The sequence below is a fragment of the Denitrobaculum tricleocarpae genome (assembly GCF_007004665.1).
In the GTDB taxonomy this organism is placed as follows: domain Bacteria; phylum Pseudomonadota; class Alphaproteobacteria; order Kiloniellales; family Kiloniellaceae; genus Denitrobaculum; species Denitrobaculum tricleocarpae.
The window spans coordinates 166445-182967 of record NZ_ML660059.1 but is presented as its reverse complement, the minus strand read 5'-3'; the positions used below and the strand labels follow the sequence as shown (position 1 = coordinate 182967).

13 protein-coding genes and 1 tRNA gene are annotated in these 16523 nt (G+C 59.2%); 6 read left to right on the top strand and 8 right to left on the bottom strand.

Annotated elements, in window-relative coordinates:
* Positions 1-350: 350 nt before the first annotated feature.
* From FKG95_RS21570 to FKG95_RS21555, 4 genes are all read left to right on the top strand, one after another.
* Positions 351-426: transfer RNA gene (locus tag FKG95_RS21570), tRNA-Leu, on the top strand.
* 201 nt (positions 427-627) lie between these two features.
* Positions 628-1632 (top strand): UDP-glucose 4-epimerase GalE, encoded by a 1005-nt coding sequence (galE, locus tag FKG95_RS21565; protein WP_142898489.1) that lies wholly within the window; start codon positions 628-630, stop codon positions 1630-1632.
* A 1033-nt stretch (positions 1633-2665) separates the two neighbouring features.
* The gene (locus FKG95_RS21560; RefSeq protein ID WP_142898488.1) at positions 2666-3385 is read left to right on the top strand and encodes a PEP-CTERM/exosortase system-associated acyltransferase; all 720 of its coding nucleotides are present in this window, start codon (positions 2666-2668) and stop codon (positions 3383-3385) included.
* Positions 3386-3481: 96 nt separating this feature from the next.
* Entirely contained in the window at positions 3482-4045 is a 564-nt protein-coding gene (locus FKG95_RS21555) for an ureidoglycolate lyase (protein WP_142898487.1), read from the top strand.
* On the opposite strand, the gene FKG95_RS21550 is transcribed toward FKG95_RS21555, so the two are convergent.
* Positions 3964-6945: a DUF2339 domain-containing protein gene (locus FKG95_RS21550; RefSeq protein ID WP_179954209.1), complete on the bottom strand. Its 2982-nt coding sequence runs from the start codon at positions 6943-6945 to the stop codon at positions 3964-3966. The two genes, FKG95_RS21555 and FKG95_RS21550, sit on opposite strands and share 82 nt — an antisense overlap.
* Positions 6946-7075: 130 nt before the next feature.
* Here FKG95_RS21550 and FKG95_RS21545 point away from each other — a divergent pair, with 130 nt between their 5' ends.
* Entirely contained in the window at positions 7076-7705 is a 630-nt protein-coding gene (locus FKG95_RS21545) for a TetR/AcrR family transcriptional regulator (protein ID WP_142898485.1), read from the top strand.
* Here FKG95_RS21545 and FKG95_RS21540 read toward each other — a convergent pair.
* From FKG95_RS21540 to FKG95_RS21520, 5 genes are all read right to left on the bottom strand, one after another.
* A complete protein-coding gene (locus FKG95_RS21540; RefSeq protein ID WP_142898484.1) occupies positions 7700-8209 on the bottom strand; it encodes an ureidoglycolate lyase in 510 nt (169 codons plus the stop codon). The two genes, FKG95_RS21545 and FKG95_RS21540, sit on opposite strands and share 6 nt — an antisense overlap.
* The gene (alc, locus tag FKG95_RS21535) at positions 8206-9258 is read right to left on the bottom strand and encodes an allantoicase (RefSeq protein ID WP_142898483.1); all 1053 of its coding nucleotides are present in this window, start codon (positions 9256-9258) and stop codon (positions 8206-8208) included. Before alc ends, FKG95_RS21540 begins: the two co-directional genes overlap by 4 nt.
* Positions 9259-9294: 36 nt before the next feature.
* On the bottom strand, positions 9295-9819 hold the full coding sequence (uraD, locus tag FKG95_RS21530) for a 2-oxo-4-hydroxy-4-carboxy-5-ureidoimidazoline decarboxylase (RefSeq protein WP_142898482.1): 525 nt from the start codon (positions 9817-9819) through the stop codon (positions 9295-9297).
* Entirely contained in the window at positions 9816-10736 is a 921-nt protein-coding gene (gene puuE, locus FKG95_RS21525; protein ID WP_142898481.1) for an allantoinase PuuE, read from the bottom strand. Before puuE ends, uraD begins: the two co-directional genes overlap by 4 nt.
* A 108-nt stretch (positions 10737-10844) precedes the next feature.
* Complete coding sequence (locus FKG95_RS21520) at positions 10845-11792, bottom strand: LysR family transcriptional regulator (protein ID WP_142898480.1); 948 nt, start codon at positions 11790-11792, stop codon at positions 10845-10847.
* Between the two features lie 208 nt (positions 11793-12000).
* Between FKG95_RS21520 and FKG95_RS21515 the strand changes: the two genes are divergently transcribed.
* On the top strand, positions 12001-13221 hold the full coding sequence (locus FKG95_RS21515) for a urate hydroxylase PuuD (RefSeq protein WP_142898479.1): 1221 nt from the start codon (positions 12001-12003) through the stop codon (positions 13219-13221).
* A 146-nt stretch (positions 13222-13367) separates the two neighbouring features.
* On the opposite strand, the gene FKG95_RS21510 is transcribed toward FKG95_RS21515, so the two are convergent.
* Together FKG95_RS21510 and FKG95_RS21505 are read right to left on the bottom strand one after the other, a co-directional pair.
* Positions 13368-14891, bottom strand: coding sequence for a M81 family metallopeptidase (locus FKG95_RS21510; RefSeq protein WP_142898478.1), 1524 nt, complete (start codon positions 14889-14891; stop codon positions 13368-13370).
* A gap of 56 nt (positions 14892-14947) precedes the next feature.
* Complete coding sequence (locus FKG95_RS21505; protein WP_142898477.1) at positions 14948-16438, bottom strand: M81 family metallopeptidase; 1491 nt, start codon at positions 16436-16438, stop codon at positions 14948-14950.
* Between the last annotated feature and the right edge of the window lie 85 nt (positions 16439-16523).

Here is a 16523-nt window from a genome sequence, read left to right as displayed (position 1 = left end):
CTTCACCAATAGGGGGGAGATAAGATGGGGCACGCAGAGGGGTTGTCTTTGCCGTTTGAGATGTCCGGCGCAGAGAATACTGTGTGCGAGGAGCGCGCACCGGAAATGCGCCGTCAGCCGAAAAGTCTCAGAGGCCGCTGCGCACTTTTGGTTTTGGTTACCTTGTCGCTTTCCGGCTATGGCGCATTGTTCTATTTTGGGCAGGCATTCTTGGTCAGGTGAGATAAGCGGAACCCGCTTGTGAAGAAGGTTTGATGACGCTGTGGATTCTTTCTTGCCGTTTAAGATTAGATTCGTTTTTTTATTCTAACATTTGATTTTCCCGGTTGAGCGCGGTCTCAGCTGGCGATAGGCGGGTAGCTCAGTGGCAGAGCGCTCTTGCAACACGAGAGAAGTCGAAGGTTCGATTCCTATCCCCGCCTACCAATCCTCGTCCTTACGCTTTTTTGCACAATCTTTGGACTCTTTATCTCCGAGGCTGGGATGATGGGTCCGGACTCCCGGACAGCTGGGCTTAAATCGGGTGCATGTCTGTTTTCGTTATAAGGGGTCCTGCTCTAATGTGCGATCATAGAGCTATCGGCAGAATACGAATCGAATGTTTCAAACCAGAGGAAGATTTTAAAGATGCGTGTTTTGGTGACAGGGGGCGCGGGTTACATCGGTAGCCACGTCGTTTTACAGCTCGATCAGGCCGGACATGAAGTGGTGGTCTACGATAACCTCTCGACCGGGAACTCCGACGCCGTGCTTGCCGGCACATTGGTTGAGGGCGAGCTTTCCGATCTTGGCAAACTGAACGCCCTTTTTGAGGCCGAGAGTTTCGATGCGGTCATGCACTTTGCGGCAAACATTGTCGTGCCGGAGTCCGTGGCCGATCCGCTCAAATACTATGGCAACAACACGCGCAACACCCTGGGGCTTCTGGAGACCTGCGACGCGCATGCGGTGGATAAGATCGTTTTCTCTTCGACAGCCGCAGTCTATGGGATTCCCGACCAGAGCATGGTCGGCGAGACAGACCCGCTCCTGCCGATCAACCCCTACGGCGCTTCAAAACTGATGAGCGAGCGCATGATCCGCGACCTTGCCGCCGCCTCGGCGCTGCGCCACGTTATTCTGCGCTACTTTAACGTGGCGGGTGCCGATCCGGAGGGCCGGATCGGACAGTCCACGCCCGACGCGACCCATTTGATCAAGGTGGCGTCGGAGGCAGCTGTTGGCGCGCGGCCCGGACTGACGGTATTCGGCACGGACTATCCGACGGACGACGGAACCTGCGTGCGCGATTACATTCATGTAGAGGATCTGGCGCGTGCGCATGTCGATGCTCTCGCCTATCTGGCCGCGGGCGGCGAGTCCCGCATCATGAACTGCGGTTACGGGCACGGCAGCAGCGTGCTTGAAGTCATCGATGCTGTGAAACGCGTTTCAGGCGTTGATTTTCCGGTGAAGCTTGACGGGCGCCGGGCCGGCGATCCGCCCTCCCTTACGGCGGAGAGTGGTTTGATCCGGAAGGTGCTTGGCTGGGCGCCGCGCCATGACGATCTGGATTTCATCGTCCGCACGGCGCTGGAATGGGAGCGCAAGCGTCAACTCTTAAAACATAACTCCTCCAAATTCGGTTCCTAGAGCGCGTCATGTTTTAACGGAAACACAGAGTGTTTTCGCTAAAACATGTGAACCCGCTCTACATCATATAGTACGAGCAGATTCACCGGTACGACGGATCGCCGAAGGCGATTCCATCTAAACCGGATCTGCTCTAGTAATCACCTTCGTCGCAATGACGTGGGTCCGGACCAGAGACATGGGTTGACCGCTCACTGTCTTCCGGAGCGGCGCCATCTGCCGTCTTAATCCGAGCGAGGATGGCAGGGTCTCGACTCTCACCTTTTTTTGAACCTCCGGTTCCTCACGCCCGACTGATCCTTGAGTGGATGAGTTCGTGCCGAACCTTGGCGCGTTGTGTTTGATGCCGGGTGCTGGTGGTCACATGGATCCGTTGCAGCGGAAAATGGCTGTTAACGGCTCTTCGCGTTAACCACGGAAGCAAACCTATTAACAAGTATATTGGGTTCGGGAATTAAGTCTTAGGGAGATTTGGCGGCCATGTTCCCTTGCGTGTAACGGAAACGCATATATCTTCGCTTAGAACTCAGGGTTGTTAACCATAATAATTGCATTGTTTTTATGCAATAATCTGGGCTGACGCCATGTAAGTTGCGCGCTATAAAGCTGTGTGTCTGAGCGTTTAATAATTCAAATTACTATTAGTGTTCTGGGTTTGTGTGAGAAAAAACAAAATCAATTCGAAGTAAAAAACTCTTCACAATTGTAAAGTAAGCTCCGTACCACAAAAATAACACATCGTGCTATTTCATTCGTCTGTTAGTTTCATGGGGAAGAAAAGAATAATAAAGTATTAACTACCATGAAGTGCAAAGGCCCTGGTCGGGAATGGTTTCCTGATTCTGGGGTGGGGTTTGATGCGTTCCTCTCGTACCAAGGTTTGAGTTGATTGGGTATCGCAGATCACGTGTTCCCTGGCGCTTCCATCTTGTAAATCCGGCCTTTTCCGAAGAATGGGAAGGGATGTCCGGAAGAGCGGTACAAGCCAGGCCGGAATCGAGGTTTCGGTCATCTGAGGGGGTTTTCGTTTTTTATGTCGGAACTACGACTTGTCGATCTGTTTCACCATCATTTCGAGGTTGCTGAAGCAACAACCGACGAATTGAAGTTGAAAGCGTTCCGGTTACGCTATCAAGTGTATTGTGTTGAGAACTCCTTTGAACCCAAGAATCTCGAGGGCCTGGAGCGCGATATCTACGACGGGCATTCGCTGCATGGCCTTTTGATTCACCGCGCAAGCGGAAACGTGGCCGGCGGCGTGCGGCTGGTTCGGAGCCGCCCGAACGACCCGTTGCGAAGTTTCCCACTGCAGGAATTCAGCGACGATCCGGCCTTTTGCGACCGGCGGCGCTTTCCCCTGGCACACACAGCGGAGGTTTCGCGCTTCGCCATTTCGCGCGACTTCCGGCGCCGCTTTTCCGATACGGCTTATGGCGACAACAGTCCAGGCCGCCCGCTCGTCATGCAGCACATCACCCTCGGACTGATGCGCGCGATCATGGAGATCAGCCGTGCCCACGACATCACTGACTGGCTCGCGGTCATGGAGCCCGCCCTTCTTCGCTTGTTGCAGCGCGTCGGCATTTTCTACGCGCCGATCGGAGGCTTGATCGAGCATCACGGTCTGCGCCAGCCTTGCGCCGCGAACATCGAGGAAATGGTTGCGACCTCGCGGGAGCATAACTTCGATTGTTATGAAGTGATGACTGACAGCGGACGCCTGGCTGAACGCCGGACACTGGTTGCGGCTTAAGGGCCGGCTATTCTTCGATCGCGGAACAAAAACTGTGGATTCATCTGAATCCCATTTTCTCGACGCTGCAGTCCTTGAATTGTCATCAAAAGCTGTATGATGTTTGCTTGGAATCCGATCATTCCGAGCGCGTGTTGTCATGACCGTGATGTCCTGACCGGCTGCAACGCGGCGGTTGGCGGTGATTACGTTCTTGGTTGGAGCTGTGATCCGCAGCGGGCCTCAATGGACGAGGCGACGGTGGAGCGGCGGCAGGTTCTGCTCTGGCATCTCAACTATCATCCCGACGGCGGACAGCTCTTCTTTCCGCTTGAGCCGAATCCCTTCGTCGTCCCCCTCGCCCTTCCCGGCGACGACCTCAAGCTCGAGGACGTGGTCGCGTTTTGGTGTGACGGCAGCCAGGGCCTCTACATCCACCCGGGCATCTGGCACGAGGGTATCTTCCCGGTCCAGGATCGCCAGCGTTTCTTTGATAAGCAGGGCAAGGTCCACGCCCGTGTGAGCGCGGACCTTGGTGTCGAGTTCGGCTGTTACCTTGAGGGTTCCGCTTACAAGATAAGCGGCTTCACGAAGGGCACCTACCGAGGGTTTCCCGAGGGCTTTTCCGAAGAAATTTCGCCGCCGGCATGTTCTTTCCCGCCGAATACGAAGCGGGTGTAAACGTAACTGAGGCCCAGAAGCGAGAATCCAAGGCCGAAGAAGGAAAAGATGCGGTAAAGGCCCTCGAGCTCCGCCGTGTCGTAAAGGAAAACCTTACCGACCGCCAGGAGCGTCACGGCCAATGACGCATAGCGCAACGACTGGTCCTTGGTGACGATGCCGGCGACAAGCAGGCCGATGCCAAAGAGGATCCACGCGACCGAATAGCTGTAAACCTCGGCGTCTCCAGCCACGAAGCTGTCCAGAAAGCTGCCCTGGAAGCCCTGGCGGATCATCAGGGTGACCCAGGTGAAGGCAAGAAACAATGCGACGGGTTTGAGGAATCGCGCCCAGTATTCTGTCCTTTCGCTCTTGCTCAGGAAGGCCATCTCACGCGCGGTGAGCAGGCACCAGAGGATGGGCAGGCCGAAGGGCAGGATCAGGGCGTTCAGCACCGGCCAGCCGACAACTTCCTGATTCGACCAGATCGGGTTGTAGAGGAAGAGATCGAAGTATCCGATCCGGAATAGAGCCACTGCGCAGAGAACCGCGCCGCTCCAGGAAACCGACGCTCGCAGGAAGCGGCGCCCCGCCCAGAAGCAGAAGAGGCCATAGAAGAAGAGAACGTTAGTGATGATCCCGCGCTCCAGGAAGCCCGCTTTCACATAGAGCACGTTCGCGTCCACATTCATGACGTGGCGGGTGAGGTAGTAGCCCATCACCGCGCCCAAGGCGATGGCGGCGATCTCCAGCCCGCGCACCAGCCAGTCGTCTGCTTTTTGGCGCAGCAACGTCGCGGCGCCGATGAAGAAGAGCGCGGGAAGGCCGAGTCTGATCAACGGCTGCTCGACCAATGGTACACTGGCTTGCAGCGGAAGTTTCAGCTCGATCAGGCTGAAGGCCGTCAACTGGACCAGCAGAAGAATCTGCGGAACCAAAAGGCCCCCGAAGATCACCGCCAGAATGCCCGTCACTGGCCGAAGGACGGCAATCTCTGCTCGGCGGCTGATCCAGGCCACGGCCAGGACTTCCGCGGCAAAGGCCAGCGGCAGGTTCTTTTCGTCCAGAAGGACCGTCATGGCGAGCGAGACAAAGGCCGTCGCGGCGACCGCGAAAATCGCCAGCAGATACTCCTTTTGTGCCTCTGCGCGGAAGTGTTCCTGAACCCGTCTGACCGAATAGATCGCTATGGCTGCAAGTGCCAGCGCGAGTCCGCCCCAGAACAAGGTGCTGTCTACCGCGGTTTCAGGGGATGCCGGCGCGAGGTGCAGTTTGAAGTAACCGAGGAGATAGAAGCCGAGACTTGTCGCAGCGGTAAGACCGGCCCAAGGCACCGCGTTATCCGCCTTCCAAAGCAGGGCATAACCGCTGGCCGCGTAAATCGCGGCGAAGCCGATCAAAGTACCGGCGTAGAGGGCGAGGTCGTTTTCTTTCCACAAAAAGAGGAGAAGACTGGTCGCGGCCAGTGAAATCCAGGGAATCAGCCGATATTGCCGGTCATCGCTATAGGCCAGATAGATGCCGCCGATTGCCAGGATCGCGGTCAGGCCCCATTCAGTCAGGCCATATCCGGCAAGACCTACGCCCGTTGCCATCGCGACCGTCGCGCCGCCGACGCCGAGGTAGCCAAACGCGGTACGTTGATCGAACTCGGGTGCCCAGGCGTTTGCGGCTTTGGAGTGATGGCCCTGGTTGAAGAAGGCGACCAGACCTGCGATGGCGATGAGGAAAAAACCGACAACCAACATATCGTCGCCGAACGAAGATACGATCCAGAGCAGTGCCCAACCCAGACTGGCCGCAAGGGTCGGGAGTGCCAGGTCCCACCAGCCCTGTTGCCGGATCAGGGCCATGGCGCCCGCAGAGAGGACGATGAGGTAGGCAAAGAGAATAAGGGCAGACGGCGTATCCGATTGGATCAGTGCCGGTGTGATGAAGCCGAAGACCAGTCCGAGCAAGGCGATCGGCTTGCCATAACGCAGTGACAGCATGATCCCCGTCGCCGTAACGGCCGCCATCCCGATGAAGCCGACTGTGGGCGAAAGCAGTCCGTAAAGGCTCGTGGCGGCGTAGACTGCCAGATAAAGCACGGCGATGCCCGCGCCCGAAAGCGACTGCGCGATGCGCCGTCCGTTGGCAAAGTTCGGGCGTTTGCGCACAATATCGCCGGCCGCAAGCAGACCTAAACCCAGCAGTCCGCCGAGCAGGACCCGGACAAAGGGGCTCAGCAGGTTGTTGTCGATGGAGTACTTGACGAGAAAGAGGCCGCCGAGCGCAAAAGCAATTCCACCGATCCAGACCGGCAGGCGGGCCCCGAAGTTGTGCTCGAAAGACTGTTTCTCCGGCTCGAAGTCAACGCCCATCTGCCGTGCGGCGATACGCTCATCCCCGGCGCTCCGCGCTTCCTGCCCGGGAGTTTCGACAGCGGCGGCGGGCGGTGCGCCTGCGTTGGTCCAGACGTCACCTGGTTTGCCTGCTGCGTCTGTCTCCGGTTCCTCCCGAGATGGCGTCTCGCTCGCGGCGCCCGACGCGGGTTGAGACGGCTGATTGGTCCAGACTCCCTTGGGTGCCTCGGATGCCGCAGGTTGTGGGTTTTCTGCCGGGTCTTTCGCTTGGTCTGAAAGCTTCGGCACCATCGTGCCCGTTCGTTCGCCAATTGATGGGGTACCTGGCTCCGCCGGATTGGGGTCTTGAGCCCTGTCAGGCGCAGCGTCTGTCGCCGCCGTTTGTGACCTGTCCCTCTGCGCAGGGTCTTGCTCTGCGCCGGGAAGGTCTTGCAGCAATTCATCGATCCGCTTCTTGAGCAAAAGGACTTCCGACCGCAGATGTCCGGCCCTGCTCAAGGCCACCCAGGAGGCGATACTGGACGCCAAAAGGAACAGGAGGGCAAAAATGATGAGGATTCCGATCGAATCGAACACGGCGATATTTCCCAGCGTTAAAACAGTGTTGTCTTGCAGGCTTGTGGAACATAAGGCATAATTAAACATCGTTCAATAAAATAATGAACAGTGTTTAATTAACCGATTTTGAAGCAAGGGTTCAGTCATCATGGCGCGTCGCAGCGACCATACCCGGGAGGAAATCAAGACCATGGCGGTTGCCGCCGGGCGGGAATTGATCCGGGATGCGGGTTATGCGGGCTTCAGTGCGCGCAAGGTCGCCACGGCCATCGGCTACACGGTCGGCACGCTCTATAACGTTTTCGAGAACCACGATGACATTATACTGCATATCAACGCGGTGACCCTGGAAGATCTGCTCTCTGTCATGGAGAGTCGTTTTGGCGTCTCGGGCGATGCAAGCGCGGATCTCGATGACTACGAGGCCCTGAGAGCCCTGGCAGCCTGCTACATTGACTATGCCCGCGAGAATTACAATTGCTGGAGCGCGCTTTTCGAGCACAATCTCGCGCCCGATATGCCGCTTCCTGACTGGTACGGCGAGAAGATCGGCGCTCTTTTTACGTTAATCGAGGCGCGGCTAAAACCGGTCGTCGGTGAGGATGAAGCCGAACTGCGTCAGACAGCGCGGGTGCTCTGGGCCAGCATCCATGGGATCTGTGCCTTGACTTTGACCAACAAGTTGACCCTGGTCGGCGTGGAGACGGCTGAAAGCCTGACCGCCGCGCTGATCGAGAACTATATCGCCGGCCTCAAAACCCGCCCGGCGAGGTTATAGTTCGATCCTGGCAATCGCTTTGTCGAAGTGAACCTCGACCAGATTGTCTCCTTCGCCGCCACGATCGACGATCAGAAAATCCGAGGAGGCGTCCAGGGCGATCAGAGGGTGATGCCAGACGTTCCGGCCATAGTTTACGCCCTGACCGGGCTGAGCGACGAAAACATGCAGATCTTCCGCTGTGATGTCCGCGCCGTCCTCGATCTCAGGTCTCGCCACGACAACCAGATACGGCCGCGCGAAGAGCGGAACGAAGGCCTGCGAGGCCAAGGGGTGACGCTCCATGATCCGGATCTCGAAGGGCATGGGGCGCGGGTCGCCCCGGAAGATCGAGATGATCGGCCGGCCGCCTTGTTCCAAGGTGTCGATCTCGGCCAGATCGTGAAACCGCGTGGTGGTGCCTTCGTTGATCTGGAAGTGTTTTGCACCTTCGGTCTGGATCACGTCGCCGAAGGGGGCAAAGGCTTCCCGTGTGAGGGCTCGGGGTCGAAGGCTGCGCGTCACTTGACCGGCTTTCCGAAGAGCCGCAGGCGGCTGATGCCGCCGTCGGGATAGATGTTGAAGCGCACGTAGTTGACCTGTCCGATGTCTTTCAGCCGGTCGAAGGGGTGCTCCGCATCGGCGCTTAGTTTCCTGCGGTCCATCAGTTCCGGCCAGAACTGTGATGAGGCGATCAGGGCGGCCTTGCTCATATCGGGCACCATCGCGGCTTGAAGCGAGCAGCTCTCGGCGAAATTACCCTTAAAGTGCGCGGTGTCGACGAGAGCGCTCTCGATTGTGCCGGGATGTCCCAGTTCAATGATGATCCAGTCGTTGCCCGGCTCCCGGCGCCGCCGGGTTTCCCAGCCGTCGCCCATGTTCTCGCCGCGTCCCGGCGCCAGAAGCGGGTGCGGCGGGCCATAGTGGCTGTCATTCCAGGCGACCGGGCGTCCGCCTTGCAGCAGGGCCGCGAGGTCCGTTGTCTCTTCGCCGGCGTTCGACCAGTCGCAAGCGACCTCGCCGTAAACCCGCAATCGGGCGACGCCGCCGTCGGGATAAATCGAGAGCCGCAGGTGGGTGACGGCGCGATCGCCTGCCAGTTCGAATGGGGGAATTTCGAACAGGTTGTGAGAATCACCCCGGAGTTCGACCGCGGGCAGGATCGTCACCCACTGCGCATCGTCGCCTGGAATTTCGCTTTCACTCAGGCAGGCTTCGATCGACGCGGAGGGGGGATAGTTGCCGGTGAAAAAGGAGGTGTCGATATCGACGCGCTCCGGGCGGCCCGGTTGACCCAGCCGAACAATGCAGTGGTCGTTTCCGCCGCTCCGCCGGCGCCGGCTCTCCCAGCCGTCCATCCATTTGCCGTTTTCGTCGTACTTGCCTGCCGCGAAGACCGGCGCCGAGGAGGACAGCATGCGGTCCATGGACGCAAAGAAGTCGTCACTGCAGGAAACTGCGCGCGCGCCCAGCCTTGGGTCGAGAAGGTTCACCCGGTCTCCGGCGAAGGCTTCGGCTTCGGGCGACGGCGGAGCCGGTGTGACAGATATCGGTGTGATGGCTTCAGAGGTCATGGGTGTTCCAAGTTATCTGGTTCAGCGCGAAGGCGGTTAGGGCAGCATGTCCTTCAGGCGCAGCAGAGCAATGCGCTCGACTTGACCGCAGGCCGTCGTAAATTCGGTCTCGGCATTGTTCTCCACGCGGCTTTTGAACGCCGCCAGGATCTCGTCTTTGTTGCGGCCTTTGACGGCCATGATGAAGGGGAAGTGAAATTTCGAGGTGTAGCGGTCGTTCAGTTCGGTGAAGACCTGCAGTTCGCTCTCGCTGAGGCTGTCCAAACCGGCGGACGCCTGTTCTTTCGTGGATTCACCGGTGAGATGGCCCGCCAGCGCCAGGCGCCCCGCAAGATCGGGATGCGCGGTCAGAACGCCGCGTTTTTCCGCATCACTTGCTGTCTGAAAGACACTGCAAAGCAGCCGATGCAAGCCTTCAGCGCTGTCGCAGTCTTCGTCCGCCAGGCCTGGATAAGCCCGTTCGGCGATCCAGCGAGAGTGCTCGAAGACGCCGCCGAACTGTGCCACGAAGGCGTCTTGGGTCATCTCGCTGGGCAAGCTGGTCTGTGGCGGTGCATTCATTTGCAGGGATGTTCCTGGTGCCAGTGGCGGGCGATATCGATCCGCCGCGCGGCCCAGACCCGCTCGAAGCCCTGGATATAATCGAGAAAACGCGCCAGGGCCGCCGCACGGCCGGGCCGTCCCGCAAGCCGGCAGTGCAGGCCGACCGACATCATCTTGGGCGCGCCCGCCAGACCCTCGGCATAGAGGCAGTCAAACGAGTCCTTAAGATAGGTAAAAAACTGATCTCCGGCATTGAAGCCCTGCGGGGTCGCGAAGCGCATGTCGTTGGCGTCAAGGGTGTAAGGCACCATCAATTGTGGAGCCCGGTTTTCATCCTTACCGGCTGTCCAATAAGGCAGCTCATCCGCATAGCTGTCCGCGCCATAGAGGAATCCGCCGTTCTCCGCGACCAGATTGTTTGTGTGGAGCGATGTCCGTCCCGTGTACCAGCCCAGCGGTCGCGACCCGGTCACACGGCTGTGGATCTCGATGGCCTGCTCCATGTGGGCCCGTTCTTCATCCTTGGTGAAGTCTTTGTATTCGATCCACTTCAAGCCGTGCGAGGCGATCTCCCAATCGGCTTCCAGCATGGCAGCAACCTGTTCCGGCCCGCGCTCCAGGGCGGTTGCGACACCGAAGACGGTGACCGGGATCTTCCGCTCCGTGAAGAGCCGCCAGAGCCGCCAGAACCCGGCCCGGGCGCCGTATTCGTATATCGACTCCATGTTCATGTGGCGTTGTCCGGGCCAGGCGGCCGCGCCGACGATCTCGGAGAGAAAGGCCTCGGAGGCCGCGTCGCCGTGCAGGATGTTGTTTTCGCCGCCCTCTTCGTAGTTCACGACGAATTGCACGGCGATGGCCGCATTACCGGGCCAGCGCGGATCAGGGGTCGCGCGGCCGTAACCGGTCATGTCGCGGGGATAAGGCGGTGTCATTACAGATTCGTTTCCCAAGATCTCGATGCTCAGCGGATTTTAGATTAAATCGCGAAGCCCGCCTGAGCTTCCACATATTTTTTGAAAGTCTTTCGGTCTGTTGCGCTCCTACAACGCCGCCGTATCCTGAAGCTCGGCCAGGGACAGACCCTGCAGGGTCTTGCCCAGATCATCCAGGCACCTCTCATGCATGAAATCGGCGAAGGCCTTGATCTTGGGCGCAAGCAGACGCCGGTGCGGATAGAGTATGGCCAGCGACACAGGTTCCGGTGGTGTTTCGGTCAGGACCGGCAAGAGCGCACCTGAGCGCAGGTGCTCGGCTACTTCAAACAGGGGTTTCATCACGATGCCCTGTCCGGCCAGGGCCCAGTCCGTCAGGATATCCCCGTCGTCCGACTCAAAAGGTCCGCTGATCGAGAGCTTCGCGGGACCATCTTTCGTTTGCAACGGCCAGCGGAATTGGGTCGATCCGGGATAGCGCAGCAGCAGGCAGCGATGTTTCAGAAGCTCTTCGGGCGTGCGGGGTATGCCCTGCGCTTCCAGGTAGCCTGGTGCGGCACAGAGCACGCGCTCGCAATCGCAGATCTTGCGCATGGTCAGGCTCGAGTCTCCCAGCACGGCAAGCCGGATCGCGACCTCGACACCCTCGCGCGCCAGATCGATCACGTAGTCGGACAGGCGCAGACGCACCTCGATCTCGGGATAGAGCGCGCAGAAATCCGGAATAGCCGGGCCTATGACCCGGCGTCCGAGTCCCAGAGGCACCGTCACGCGGATCGCGCCCCGAGGCCGCCCGCCGACAGCTGCAACCGTTGCTTCCGCCTGTTCCAGGGCGTGCAGCACCTCCAGACAGCCTTCATAGAAAAGGCGGCCATGCTCAGTTGGCGACAGCTGCCGCGTGGTCCGGTTGAACAGCCGGACACCGACATGTTTCTCCAGCTCCTTCATCCGGTGGCTGGCGACAGCCGGTGAGACGCGCATGTGCCGGCCCGCCGCCGAAAGCGAGCCCAGCTCCACCACCCGGACGAAAACCCGGATATTTTCCAACAACGACATCTTTTTGTTCTCCCGAAGATAGGCTATCGGCTTTCGGTTTTTTTTGAAAGTACTCCCAACGCCGCCGGTCTTCTTTGCGCGGTCCGCCGGCACTATTCTGTCCTCTCATTTGATCGGGCGCTTGGGAAGGTCCCGGGATTCCGCTATACGGAAGAATCGGCCCGCAGAAGCTCCGGGACCGGATTTTGGGCGCATGAGGGGGACTTTGATGGATCCGTTGGTTTGGGAATGGCTGAGCTTCGGTGTCCGCTGGCTGCACGTGATCACCGCGATTGCCTGGATCGGGTCGTCCTTTTACTTCATCGCCCTCGATCTGGGGCTCCGCAAGCGGCCGGGCCTGCCCGAGGGCGTTACCGGCGAGGAATGGCAGGTTCACGGGGGTGGTTTCTACTACATTCAGAAATACATGATCGCACCAGAGGCCATGCCGGAACATCTGATCTGGTTCAAATGGGAATCCTACAGCACCTGGCTGACCGGCTTTTTCTTGCTGGTGGTGGTCTATTACGCTGGCGCAGAGCTTTACCTCATCGACCGGGCGGTGCTGGACGTGCCCGCCTGGGGTGCGGTCCTGATCAGTCTGGGCGGACTGGCGCTGGGCTGGATCATCTACGATCTGCTTTGCCGCTCACCGCTTGGCAAGAACGACTGGCTGCTCTATGCGGCGCTGTTTGGCTTTTTGGTTTTGCTGTCTTGGGGCTTCACGCAGGTTTTCAGCGGACGGGCGGCCTTTCTGCACACCGGCGCTGTGGTCGCCACCATCATGTCGGCCAACGTCTTCATGATCATTATTCCCAATCAGAAAAAAGTCGTTGCGACCTTGAGGGCCGGCGGCACACCGGAAGCGAAGCTCGGGCTGCAGGCCAAGCAGCGCTCAACCCACAACAACTACCTGACCCTGCCGGTCATCTTCCTGATGCTCTCCAACCACTATCCCCTGGCCTTTGGGACCAAGTGGAACTGGGTGATCGTCTCCCTGGTGCTGGTGATGGGGGCGATCATCCGTCATTTTTTCAATTCCATGCACGCCAAGAAGGGCAGGCCCTGGTGGACCTGGGGTGTCGCGGCGCTTTGTTTCGCGGCGATCGTCTGGCTTTCCACTTTTCCCGCGGAGACACCCGAGGAGTATGACATCAGCGGCACGCAAAACCCGCTCTACCTCTCGGCTTCCTTCGAAGACGTCCGTGAAACCGTGATCGGGCGCTGCAGCATGTGCCATGCGCAGGAACCCTTCTGGGAGGGCATCGGCGTGGCGCCCAAGGGTGTGGTGCTGGAGACCGACGAACAGATCCTGCGCCACGCGCACGAGATCTACATTCAGGCCGGCCGCTCGAACGCCATGCCACCGGGCAATGTGACTGAGATCAGTGGTGAAGAGCGCCAGTTGATCGCTTCCTGGTTCGAGCAGGCTTTGGCGCCAAAGCCCTGAATCGCGCTGAAATGGCGCCATCGGTTTCATTTGAAACTAAAATCAGCCTGTCTCAGGTCTCAATTCAAGTTCGAAGCCCGAAGGCAGGTCTCTGGAAACAGTTAGCCTGGCGATCCTTGGCCCGCCGCCCGTTATTCCGCCGCCCGTTATTGTGCCGCGGGTGCGTAGGCGGGCCCCTCCGGACCCAGGCGCACACCGGAGCGCAGGCGCTTGAAGGGAATCCGATCAAGCTGGCAGGGATTGGCGCCGGGCGACTCGGTGAAGATGACCTGTTCGGCAATCGGCTGATAGTCGGCCAGAAAGTGCACCGCGCTTTTCACGGCGACAATCTTCTGCTCCGTGGGATCGATTCCAATGTGGCGGTAAATCGCCTGATCGGCGTTCTGTGCCCGGCGCGACCCCACGACCACACGCACTTCACTATGATCATCCAGGATCAGAAGCACCGCCATCAATCCCAGATCCGCATGGGTGCCACCGAACATCGGCCCGGTAAAGCGAAACTGTCCATCTGAAACGGCCTCGACCCGGACGGCAATGTCCAGGCTGCTGCAATCGGGCTGCGGCAGGCAGTCTCCCAGCGAGGCTTCGAATGTGCCGCCGACACCGGTCTCGTGCGCCTTGCGGGCGCTCTCCGGATCCCAGAGCATGCCCAGACAGGCCTTTTTCGCACCTTCCTGAACCAGCGCTTTCAATAGCCCGGTAGTGTCGCCGACGGCACCGGCCCCAGGATTATCCTGCGGGTCCGCCAGCACAATGGGTTTTTCCGCGCCGTTGGCGGCGTCCATGGCCTGGCGAACGGCGGCATTTGCCGGAACAAGCGGATTATGAAACTCGCTTTCGCTCTTCCGCAGTGTTTCCAACAGGCTGTCGGCAGCCTGATCGACGGCATCCTGATCACTGCCAAAGGCGACGATTGAAGTTCCGCAGTGATGAATGTCAGCGGGCGGGAAGCCGAAGGCCAGGTCGACCGATGCGACGCCTGGACTCTCAAAACCTGGCAGCAATCCGTAGATGCGCCGCCCGGGTTCGCGCATTGTCGATTGCGCCTGCAGGGGAATCAGGTATTCGAGCTGCCGGAAGGCTTTGGCAAAGGGCCGGCCGTTGGCAAGAGTCTCCATCAGCAGTTTATGGGCCCTTGCCCCGGTCGCCGCCATATCGACATGCGGGTAGGTCCGGTAGATCGCCAGCACGGAGGCAAGTTCAACGAACTCCCTCGTGAGGTTGCCATGCAGATCGAGACTGACCGCAATCGGCAGATCCGGGCCGACAACTGCGCGCAGGCGGCGCAGCAGTTCGCCCTCGCCGTCTTCGAAATCCTCGGTCACCATGGCGCCGTGCAGATCCAGATAGAGCCCGTCGAGTTCCCCGGCCTCTTCAAGGCCGCTTGCGATCATGGCGGAGATCCTATCGAAGGCGTCCTGCGCCACATAGCCTCCGGGTTCCGCGTTGCTCCAGAGGATCGGCACCAGATCGCAATCATCCTTTGCCGCATCAATGAAACCGCCGAGCGGGATGTTCAGCCCGAGAAAGACGTCGAAAAGATCTGCGCCCCTGGTCAGGGCCGGCCAGGCGCCGCCGGATTCGAAATTTTCCATTCGCGTCGGTGCCGGAGAAAAAGTGTTGGTTTCGTGCTGAAATCCGGCAATCGCAATTCTGGGGCGGCTCATGATGTCTCCGAAGGCTTGAGAAAATTGAAGTTGGTTGTGCGCCGTTTGTGGCTTGATCAGGCCTGCTCCACCGATTCGGCAGGATCCAGAGGATAGATCGGGCGGCGGATATTTTTATAGGTGAGGATTGAGTTGTCGGAGGTCGTGACGCCCTGTCCATCCAGCGTGTAGGTCGCTTTTGCCAGGGGGGCGAAGCCCGCGCGGTAGTGGATTCGCGACTTCAGCAGAATGTAGCGGCAGGCAAGCGGATCGATGCCGTTCTCTGAGAGAATGCCGGCATCCCAAGGTTCATGATGGACCGAGGTTACGACGATCTTTACACCGCCGGTTTCGAACACGGCGGTCGGGCCGGTGTTGACCTCGACGCCGGTGTACATGGGGCCCCGCACGATCCAGCGGCCATCGGTGACCTTGAGGACCTTGCCCGTCAGCCGCAAAGGCTGTCCTTCGAGGCCAAGCGACGGCATCGCCAGCTTACCGCCCAGATCAACGGTGATTTCCGCGCCCTCGCCTCCTGCGTGCATCTGCGCGGCTGCTTCCGGATCGAAAACCGTTGCCACGGCGACACCCTGCAGGCCGGAGTCGATGACGGACTTGATCACGGTCATGACGTCAGAGGTTCCGCCCGAGCCGACATTGTCCGCATGATCGAGCAGGACGATGGGTGCGACATTGCGCTCTTTGGCTTCCTTTAATGCCGCCATAACAGGGCGGTGTTCATAGACAAGGTCTTCATGCACGGACCAGACCTGGCTGAGCAGCCGGTCTCGGCAGGCTTCCGCTGCCGCGGAGTCGCCATCGGCAACGGTGACAACCGACGCCCCCGCGTGTTCGACATCCACCATGGGGAACCCGCCAAAGACGGTGGCGGCAAGGATCGGCGTCGCCTTCTCTTCACGGCGGGTTGCTTCCTGCAGCGACTTCATTGGCTCGTCGTCGCTTCCCATACAGAGCGTCTGAGCAAGCACCGGAGCTGGACCCCAGGCCATGACGGGATCCGCACGGCCTTCGATCTTATCCCAAAGGACCTCGGCAATCTGTCTGCCCACATCATACATATCCGTGTGGGGGTAGGATTTATAGCCGATCATGACGTCGCAATTGGCCACCATTGCCGCGGTCAGATTTGTGTGCATGTCCAGCGTGACGGCTATCGGCATGTCAGGTGCGATTTCACGGATGCGTTGCAGCAGATGACCCTCGCCGTCAGGTAAATGCTCGGCTGTCATGGCGCCGTGCAGATCCAGAAAAACCGCATCGATATCGCCCGCTTCGATCGGTGCCAGAATCCACTCCACAAGGGTCTCATAGGCTTCACGTTCGACCAGTCCGCTGGGCATGGCTTCCGCAGCAACCGGCGTCACAAGCTCGGCGCCGCGCCGCTCGGCGAGTTCGATATAGGCGGCAATCGGCATGTTGGTGCCGCGATAAGCATCAAGGACTGCTTCATTTAGATGCAATCCCCAGGCTTCAAACCGTGCGAGATCCGTTTTGACCGGAGAGAAGGAATTTGTTTCGTGCTTCATCATGGCGGCCAGGATTCGCATTAACACCCTCGTTTTTGGCGATTTTCTCAGTCTCAAACTAGGGTGTTGGCGAAGAGACTTTCGGTCAAGCGCAAAAAACGGCATT

Bases quoted from the DNA above. Each gene is read 5' to 3' on its own strand.
- FKG95_RS21520 (WP_142898480.1), bottom strand. From the start codon at position 11,792: ATGTCGTTGTTGGAAAATATCCGGGTTTTCGTCCGGGTGGTGGAGCTG.
- alc (WP_142898483.1), bottom strand. From the start codon at position 9,258: ATGACCTCTGAAGCCATCACACCGATATCTGTCACACCGGCTCCGCCG.
- FKG95_RS21515 (WP_142898479.1), top strand. From the start codon at position 12,001: ATGGATCCGTTGGTTTGGGAATGGCTGAGCTTCGGTGTCCGCTGGCTG.
- FKG95_RS21510 (WP_142898478.1), bottom strand. From the start codon at position 14,891: ATGAGCCGCCCCAGAATTGCGATTGCCGGATTTCAGCACGAAACCAAC.
- FKG95_RS21505 (WP_142898477.1), bottom strand. From the start codon at position 16,438: ATGCGAATCCTGGCCGCCATGATGAAGCACGAAACAAATTCCTTCTCT.
- FKG95_RS21555 (WP_142898487.1), top strand. From the start codon at position 3,482: ATGATGTTTGCTTGGAATCCGATCATTCCGAGCGCGTGTTGTCATGAC.
- galE (WP_142898489.1), top strand. From the start codon at position 628: ATGCGTGTTTTGGTGACAGGGGGCGCGGGTTACATCGGTAGCCACGTC.
- puuE (WP_142898481.1), bottom strand. From the start codon at position 10,736: ATGACACCGCCTTATCCCCGCGACATGACCGGTTACGGCCGCGCGACC.
- FKG95_RS21560 (WP_142898488.1), top strand. From the start codon at position 2,666: ATGTCGGAACTACGACTTGTCGATCTGTTTCACCATCATTTCGAGGTT.
- FKG95_RS21545 (WP_142898485.1), top strand. From the start codon at position 7,076: ATGGCGCGTCGCAGCGACCATACCCGGGAGGAAATCAAGACCATGGCG.
- uraD (WP_142898482.1), bottom strand. From the start codon at position 9,819: ATGAATGCACCGCCACAGACCAGCTTGCCCAGCGAGATGACCCAAGAC.